A 7,581-nucleotide genomic window follows, 5' to 3' on the forward strand; every position below is an offset into this window, starting at 1 on the left:
CTCCGGAATCCGGAGGTCGGCGGGACGTTTCGTCGTGCTGTCAGCCGCCGAACAGAGCGGGCTGCCGCAGGTCCTCGGTGTTCGCCACGATGCGGCGGGTCTGGAGGCTGACCCCCATCAGGGTCCCGTCGGGCGTCCACAGGCTGCCCGATTCGAGCGTCCAGCTGGAGCCTGCCTGCTCGGTCCTGACCTGGATGAGAGCCCAGTCGTCCAGGCCGCCGGCGGCGATCTGGTCGGTGAACCGCACCGAGATCTCGGCCGAGGGAACCGGGACCGGCTTGTCGAGGACCCCGTAGATCGCCGGCGGCATCGAGTCGAGGAGGACGACAGCGGCCTCCGCGGGCCCCAGGTCGAGGTTCTTCAACCGTATCCACGCGGTCAGTCGGGGTTCATCCCCGCCGGACAGCGGGCGGACATCGGTCGCCATCCTGATGCTCAGGTGCTGGGCTACCGGGATGAGTTCCTCCGACAGGACCAGCTCGGGGCAGTCGTCGACCGCCGGCACGACCAGCGGCCGAGGGCTGCGGTAGAGCACGTCCTCTCCCGGGTGCGAGTCCGCGAAGAGCGAGGTCGCGGTGACGGACGGCACGCCGTCGTGGAAGAGCGTCGACCTGGTCACCACGCTGGACATGTTGCGCTGCTGGATCTCGGTCGACAGCCGCAGCGGTGCCGTGGTGACGGGAGAGAGGAACGACGCGTGCAGCGACCGCTGCGTCATCGTGTCGGCCTGACGCCGGGCGTGCCGCATCATGATGGCGGCGAGCAGGCCTCCGTGCGCCGAACTCCACGACCACCAGGTCGGGTCGAGCGCCGGCAGTTCCACATCGCTGCTGGTGAGGGTCCGCAAGTGAACTACTCCTTCATCTGGGTGCGTTTGGCCGACACGCATGGCACGCATGGCACGCGGCACGCATGGCACGAATCCTGACGGTCAGCCCGGCAGCGGCCGGGCTACCAGACCCGGCCGGCGGCCGACTGACTGCTGTCGCCCTTCAGCCGGTGCCTGAGGTTGACCACGCTCGCGCGGGCGATCACCTTGGGCGCGAGGAATTCACCGACGCCGATCAACCTGCTCGCGTAGGTGTGCAGATGGCGTGCTGTCACGTCGTCGCGGGTCGCGGCGGCGAAGAGCTGCCGCTCGATCGCGTTCATCGGCCGCCCGGTGGCGTAGTCGGAGATCAGGAACTGCTGAGCGCGCAGGAGCGCCCGCCGGGTCCGCCGGTAGACCTCCAGGCCGCGGTCCACCTCGCCGGCGCCAAGGGTCAGCGTGCCCTTGGTGGCTTCGACGAGCCAGGTGGCCGACTGGAAGGCCCAGCCGACCCCGACGCCCCAGATCGGGTCGGAGCACAGCCCGGCGTCGCCGACGAGCGCCACGCCGGGAGCGGCCGATTCCCGGCTGATCAGCGGGTAGTCGGTGGTACCGATGATCTTCGAGACGCGCTCGCCCCTCGCCAGGTCCGGGCCGTTCGGCAGCCGGCCGATGTACTTGGTGTAGGCCGACTCGAGGTCGTCCTTGAAGGCGGGCAGGTGGCTCTTGCCGGGTGCGCAGGCGATGGCCGTCAGGCCGCCGTCCGTCGGGTTCGCGTACGCCATGTCCTTGCCGAACCAGATGTAGCTGACATCGGACTTGGGCAGGACATCGCCGCGGTAGTAGGCGAAGAAGCTGAAGCGGTTGTTCGGCACGCTCTTCTCGGCCAGCTCGGCGAACTTCGCGATCGACGAGTTGCGCCCGTCGGCGCCGACCACCAGCGCGCCGCGGACCTCGCTGTCCTCCGCCCCGGCACGCTTCACCCGGACACCCACGACCCGCCCGTTCTCCCGCACCACCCCGGTGACCGTGGTCCCCAGCATGGTGTCGACGCCGGGCGTCTCCATGGCGATCTTCCGCAGCATCGGGTCGAGCGTCTCGCGGCGGACGTTGTAGCCGTACGGCAGGGGGGACGACGCGTGCTCGGACTGTGGCTGGATCCAGCCCCAACGGGTCCACCAGGCCACGGAGAGCGTTTTCGGGGCGCCCGCCTCGTCCAGCAGCGGCGTCAGCCCGAGGTCCTCCATGATGGGCAGCGCGGAGGGCTGGATGTAGTGGTTGCAGAGCACCTTGTAGGCGTCAGGGTTCTTGTGGCGCTCGATCAGGGCCACGCGGGCCCCCGCCCGCGCGTAGAGGATCGCGGCCGCGCAGCCGGCCACGCTGCCGCCGCAGACGACCACGTCGTAGGGGGCCTCGGGGGCCGCGGAGATGTCGTGGGTCGTCATGACGTGACCAGCTTCTTGATCGCACCGAGCTGCCCGTACATGTCGAGCAGGTTGTCGCCGACCCAGTACTCGGCGATGAGTCCGTTCTCGTCCAGCCTGAGGATGTCGTGGCCCTCGATTGCCACCTCGGATCCGGCCGGGGCGGTCGCGCCGCGCGGCTTGCCGCCCTTCCACACCCCGCGGAAGCTCCAACGGCCCATGACGTACCGCTCACTGACGAACGGGCCGACGGCGGTGACCATCTTCGACTCGGAGAAGTACGAGTGCCACACGTCGATCCACCGCACCACGGCCCCGGGGCTGTTGATGAGGTGCGACTCGGGCATCTCGTAGTGGGCGAGGTGGCAGGTGAGGTCCGGCGCGATGATGCTGTCGCCGACGGCAAACCTCTCCTCGACGGGGAAGTCACCGCTCCACAGGCCAATCCAGCGATGCCACAGCTCCGCCTTCGCCTGGTCCACGGGCGTGTGCGCCACGGGGTTGGACATCTTAGTTCCTTCGTCTGTCGGATGTTCAGGGGCTGGACGTGAGAGCGCCATCAGGCCCTCGCCCGAACCGGCTCGCTGATCGCGCCCAGTCCGCAGTACATGTCGATCAGGTTGTCGCCGACCCAGTACTCGGCGATCAGTCCGTCCTCGTCGAGCCGGAGGATGTCGATCCCCGTGAAGTCGACGTCGGTACCGGCCGGGGCGGTCGCGCCGCCGGGCTCGCCGCCCTTCCACAGGCCGGTGAACCGCCGCCTGCCGACGATGTCCTCGTCGTTGACGAACGGGCCGAGGCTGGTGGTCGTCGTCAGCTCGGAGAAGTTCGAGTGCCACTGCTCGATCCACCGGACCAGGGCGGCCGGGCTGTCCACACCCTCCGGTCCGGCGGTCCGGCCGAAGGTCGGCAGGTGGCACACGATCTTGGGGGCGACGATGGTCTCGGCGACGGCGAAGTCCCCGTTCCACAGGTCGATCCAGCGGTGCCACAGAGCAGTGTTCCTGCTGCCCGTGGGCGCTTCCTCCACGACGATGGACATGTGTTTCCTCTCTCCGGGGGCGGCGGCCTGCCGCTGCGTGCGCAGGCCGCCGATGTGATGGGTCGCGGGCGACGTCATTGGGCGTCGATGAGGGCGAGGAGCTCGCTCGGGCTGACCGCACTGCCGGCCGACCTGTCGCGGGCGGCGCCCAGCGCGGAGGCGCGGGCCATGCTCCACATCGAGAGCATCGAGCGCAGCCGCTGTTCCACCGGCGTGTGCTCGTCCGTCACCGGCGAGTACGCGGCGAGCAGTTCCTCCAGGCGGTCCATCTCCTCCACGACGGACAGCGGCAGCTCGCCGCGCCCGTCCTGTGTCGCGCCCGCCCCGTCGACCGCCGACCGCGCGGCGAGGTGGTCCAGCAGGTGGGCGGTGATCGCCTCGGGCGTGGGATGGTCGAAGACGAGGGACGCGGGCAGCCGGAGCCCGGTCGCCGCGGTGAGCCGGTTGCGCAGCTCCACGGCGGTCAGGGAGTCGAAGCCGAGCTCCTTGAACGCCCGGTCGACCTGGAGGTCCTGCGGCGACTCGTAGCCGAGGACCGCGGCGACGGTCGCGCGGACCAGGCCGAGAACGCTGCCAGCGCGCTCGTGCTCGCCGAGGGCGGACAGGCTCTGCGCCCAACTGGCACCGGACGCGGCGGCGTCGGTCGTGCGGCGGTGCGGGACGAGGGTCCGCAGGAGCGCGGGCAGTGCCTCCCGCGCACTGGACCGCAGCGTCGTACGGTTCACCGCCGCCGTCACCAGCTGCGCCTGGGCGGAGCCCAGTGCGGCGTCGAAGAGCGCGAGGCCCTCGGTCGCCGACAGCGCCCTGACGCCCAGGCGGGCCATCCGGGCCCGGTCCGCCTCGTTCAACCGGCCGGTCATGTCGCTGACCTCCTCCCACAGACCCCAGGCCAGAGAGTGCGCCGGCAGACCGGAGCCGTGCCGGTGGGCGGCGAGCCCGTCCAGGAAGGTGTTGGCCGCCGCGTAGGTGCTCTGGCCGGAGTTGCCGAGCACACCCGCGAGGGAGGAGAAGAGCACGAACGCCGCCAGCGGCAGGTCCTTGGTCTGCTCGTGCAGGTTCCAGGCGGCGTCCACCTTCGGACGCAGCACCGACGCGGCACGCTCGACGGTCTGGGACTCCACCAGTCCGTCGTCGAGGACACCGGCCGAGTGCACCACCCCGGTCAGCGGGTGCTCGGCTGGGATCGCGGCGACGACTGCGGCCAGCGCCCCGGCATCGGCCGCGTCGCAGGCGGCGAACCGTACCTGTGCACCGGCCTCGCCCAGCTCCGCCGCCAGTTCGGCCGCGCCGGGCGCCGCCTCGCCGCGCCGCGACAGCAGCAGCAGGTGGCGTACGCCGTGCTCCTGGACGAGATGCCGGGCCACCAGCACACCCAGCGTTCCCGAACCGCCGGTGATCAGCACGGTGCCGTCCAGGTCGAAGCCGGCTCCGGCGCCCGCCGCGGACCCCGGGACCAACCGCGGCGCGAGCGCCTGGCCGCCGCGTACGACGAGCTGCGCCTCACCGCCGAACAGCACCCGGGCATCGAGGTCCTCCACGCCCGACTGCACGTCGGCCGGGTCGAGGTCGACCAGGACGAAGCGGTCGGGGTGCTCGGACTGCGCCGCGCGCACCAGGCCCCAGACCACACCGGCGGCCACATCGGCCGGTGCGTCGTGGCCGCCGATGGAGACCGCACCGCACGTGACGACGGCCAGCCGGGAGGCGGCGAAGCGCTCCTCGGCCAACCAGTCCTGCACCAGCCCCAGCACCTCACCGGCCAGCCGGTGCGCGGCAGCCGGCACGCTCTCGCCCACGGCGGAACCCACCGGGACCACCACGCAACCGGGGACCTCGCTCAGCGACGCCGGATCCGCCGTCACGACGACGGACCCCGGCGTCGTGGCAGCGGGCGGCACCGGCACCCAGTCCAGCTGCAGCAGCCCGCCGTCCTCCGGCGCACCGCCCGCAGCCCGTACGGCTTCGGTGAGTCGACGCAGGGCGATCGGACGGGCCCGAAGGGAGTCGACCATGCCGACCGGGGCACCGGAGGAGGCGTCGGCCAGCTCCACCCGGTAGTCGTCCGCTCCGCGTGTCACCAGCCGGACCCGCAGGCGGGTCACCTGCGCGCAGTCCGCCCACACGCCGGTCCAGGCGAAGGGGAGCCTGACCCGGCCTGCGTCGTCCTGGCCGGCGAGCACCAGCGGGTGCAGGGCCGCGTCCAGCAGCGCGGGGTGGATGCTGAATCCGGAGCCGTCCACGTCGGCACCGAGGGCGACCTCCGCGTAGAGGTCGTCACCCGCCTGCCACAGCTCCCGCAGGGCCTGGAAGGCCGGGCCGTACTCGTAGCCGCGCTCGGCCAGCCGGTCGTAGGCGCCGGAGAGGTCGACGGGGACGGCGCCGGCCGGCGGCCACGCGCCGAGGGCCCAGTCGGCCTGCTCCGGGCGGCGGCCGACCACGTGACCCGTGGCGTGCCGTGTCCAGGGCCGGTCGTCGCGGGTGCGGGCGTAGACCGTCACCGGGCGGCGTTCGTCGGCGGGTGCGCCGACCACGACCTGGATCCTCACCTGGCCGTCCTCGGGCACCACGAGCGGCGCCTCCAGGGTGAGTTCCTCCACCACCGGGTGTCCGGTCCGGCCGCCCGCAACCGAGGCCAACTCGACCAGCGCGGCGCCCGGCAGCAGGATGACGCCCGAAACCGCGTGGTCGACCAGCCACGGATGGGACGACAGCGACACCACGCCGTTGAGCACCACGCCCGCGTCACCGCCCAGTTCGACAGCGGCACCGACCAGCGGGTGCCCGCTCCGCTGGAGGCCCGCCGCCGACACGTCCCCGACGGCCGCCGGTGCGTCCAGCCACAGCCGGCGGCGTTGGAAGGCGTAGGTGGGAAGTTCGACCCGCTCGGGCCCCGTGCCGTCGCCGGAGCCGGCGAACACGGCGCCCCACGCGACCGCCGCGCCGCAGCAGTAGACCTCGGCGGCCGACTGCAGGAAGCGGTCCCAGCCGCCGGTGTGGCGGCGCAGGGTGCCGACCACCGCGGCCTCGACGTCCATGTCGGCGAGCGTCTCCTCGACGCTGTAGGTCAGCACCGGGTGGGCGCTGCTCTCCACGAACACGCCGAACCCGTCGGCGGCCAGGGCGCGTACGGCGTCCTCGAACAGGACGGTCCGGCGCAGGCTCTGGTACCAGTACTCGCCGTCCATCACGGTGGTGTCGTCGAGCCGCGCACCGGTCACCGTGGAGTAGAGCGGCAGCCGCCCCTCGCGCGGCGCCACCTGGGCGAGCGCAACGGCGAGGTCGCTGCGCAGCGCCTCCATGTGGGGCGAGTGGGAGGCGTAGTCGACGGGGACCCGGCGCACCCGGATCCCGCGTGCCTCGGCCTCGGCGGCCAGGGCGTCCAGAGCCGCCGCGGCGCCCGCGACGACGGTGGAGGTGGGGCCGTTGACGGCGGCGACGTGCAGGTCCCCGCCGACGGAGGCGAGCAGCTGCCCGGTCGCGTCGAGCGGCAGTGCCACCGACGACATGCCACCCTCGCCCGCGATCCTGCTGATGGCCTGCGCGCGCAGGGCCACCACCTTCGCACCGTCGTCGAGCGACAGCACTCCGGCGACGGTGGCCGCCGCGATCTCGCCCTGGGAGTGGCCGATGACCGCCGACGGCACCACACCGAGCGACTCCCACACGGCGGCGAGCGACACCATCACCGCCCACATGGCCGGCTGGACGACGTCGACCTTCGCCATCATGGTCTCGTCGTCGAGCACGTCGGTCAGCGACCAGTCCACGAAGGGCGCGAGCGCTCGTCCGCACTCGGCCATGCGCGTGGCGAAGGCCGCCGACGAGTCCATCAGCTCCCGGCCCATGCCGGTCCACTGCCAGCCCTGACCCGGGAAGACGAACGCCACCCGGTCCGCGGGGGCGGGCGACCCGCCCTCGACGCCGAGGACGACCCGCGCGGACTCCCGACGGTCGGCCAACGCCGCGAGCGCGTCGAGGAGCTCGCTGCGGTCCTGGCCGAGGACGACCGCACGCTGGTCGAACACCGTACGGCCGGTGGCGAGGCTGAAGCCGACGTCCGCAGGGCTGACCTGCGCACGGTCCGCCGCCGCCAGGTGCGCGTGGAGCCGCTTGGCCTGCTCGCGCAGCGCACTGTCCGAACGGGCGGACAGCACCCACGGGGTGGCGGCCGCGGCCGTCGGTGTCCCCGCCACTTCGGCTTCCGCGGGTGGCTCTTCGAGGATGACGTGCGCGTTGGTGCCGCTGATGCCGAAGGAGGACACCGCCGCGCGGCGCGGACGGTCCTGGCTGTGCCAGGGCATCGCCTC

Annotated in this window: 5 protein-coding genes; all 5 read right to left on the minus strand. The window is 72.5% G+C overall.

Annotated features, from left to right (window positions below; all coding sequences use genetic code 11):
* Positions 1 to 40: 40 nt before the first annotated feature.
* The 5 genes from ACFVXG_RS45925 to ACFVXG_RS45945 all read right to left on the minus strand — a co-directional run bounded on the left by ACFVXG_RS45925 (position 41) and on the right by ACFVXG_RS45945 (position 7,575).
* A complete protein-coding gene (locus tag ACFVXG_RS45925) occupies positions 41 to 847 on the minus strand; it encodes a thioesterase family protein (protein ID WP_387936486.1) in 807 nt (268 codons plus the stop codon).
* A gap of 104 nt (positions 848 to 951) precedes the next feature.
* Positions 952 to 2,253 carry an NAD(P)/FAD-dependent oxidoreductase gene (locus ACFVXG_RS45930; RefSeq protein WP_387936487.1) on the minus strand — a complete coding sequence of 434 codons (1,302 nt, stop codon included), beginning with the start codon at positions 2,251 to 2,253 and terminating at the stop codon, positions 952 to 954.
* Entirely contained in the window at positions 2,250 to 2,741 is a 492-nt protein-coding gene (locus tag ACFVXG_RS45935; protein WP_387936488.1) for a hypothetical protein, read from the minus strand. Before ACFVXG_RS45935 ends, ACFVXG_RS45930 begins: the two co-directional genes overlap by 4 nt.
* A 50-nt stretch (positions 2,742 to 2,791) precedes the next feature.
* Positions 2,792 to 3,274, minus strand: coding sequence for a nuclear transport factor 2 family protein (locus ACFVXG_RS45940; RefSeq protein WP_387936489.1), 483 nt, complete (start codon positions 3,272 to 3,274; stop codon positions 2,792 to 2,794).
* 74 nt (positions 3,275 to 3,348) lie between these two features.
* Complete coding sequence (locus tag ACFVXG_RS45945) at positions 3,349 to 7,575, minus strand: SDR family NAD(P)-dependent oxidoreductase (protein ID WP_387936490.1); 4,227 nt, start codon at positions 7,573 to 7,575, stop codon at positions 3,349 to 3,351.
* Positions 7,576 to 7,581 lie beyond the last annotated feature (6 nt).

Origin of the sequence: Kitasatospora sp. NPDC058162, from assembly GCF_042884005.1 — a bacterium.
Classification (GTDB): domain Bacteria; phylum Actinomycetota; class Actinomycetes; order Streptomycetales; family Streptomycetaceae; genus Kitasatospora.

What these genes read in the sequence shown, in the direction of transcription:
- ACFVXG_RS45930 (WP_387936487.1), bottom strand. Translation starts at nt 2,253, where the DNA reads ATGACGACCCACGACATCTCCGCGGCCCCCGAGGCCCCCTACGACGTG.
- ACFVXG_RS45935 (WP_387936488.1), bottom strand. Translation starts at nt 2,741, where the DNA reads ATGTCCAACCCCGTGGCGCACACGCCCGTGGACCAGGCGAAGGCGGAG.
- ACFVXG_RS45945 (WP_387936490.1), bottom strand. Translation starts at nt 7,575, where the DNA reads ATGCCCTGGCACAGCCAGGACCGTCCGCGCCGCGCGGCGGTGTCCTCC.
- ACFVXG_RS45940 (WP_387936489.1), bottom strand. Translation starts at nt 3,274, where the DNA reads ATGTCCATCGTCGTGGAGGAAGCGCCCACGGGCAGCAGGAACACTGCT.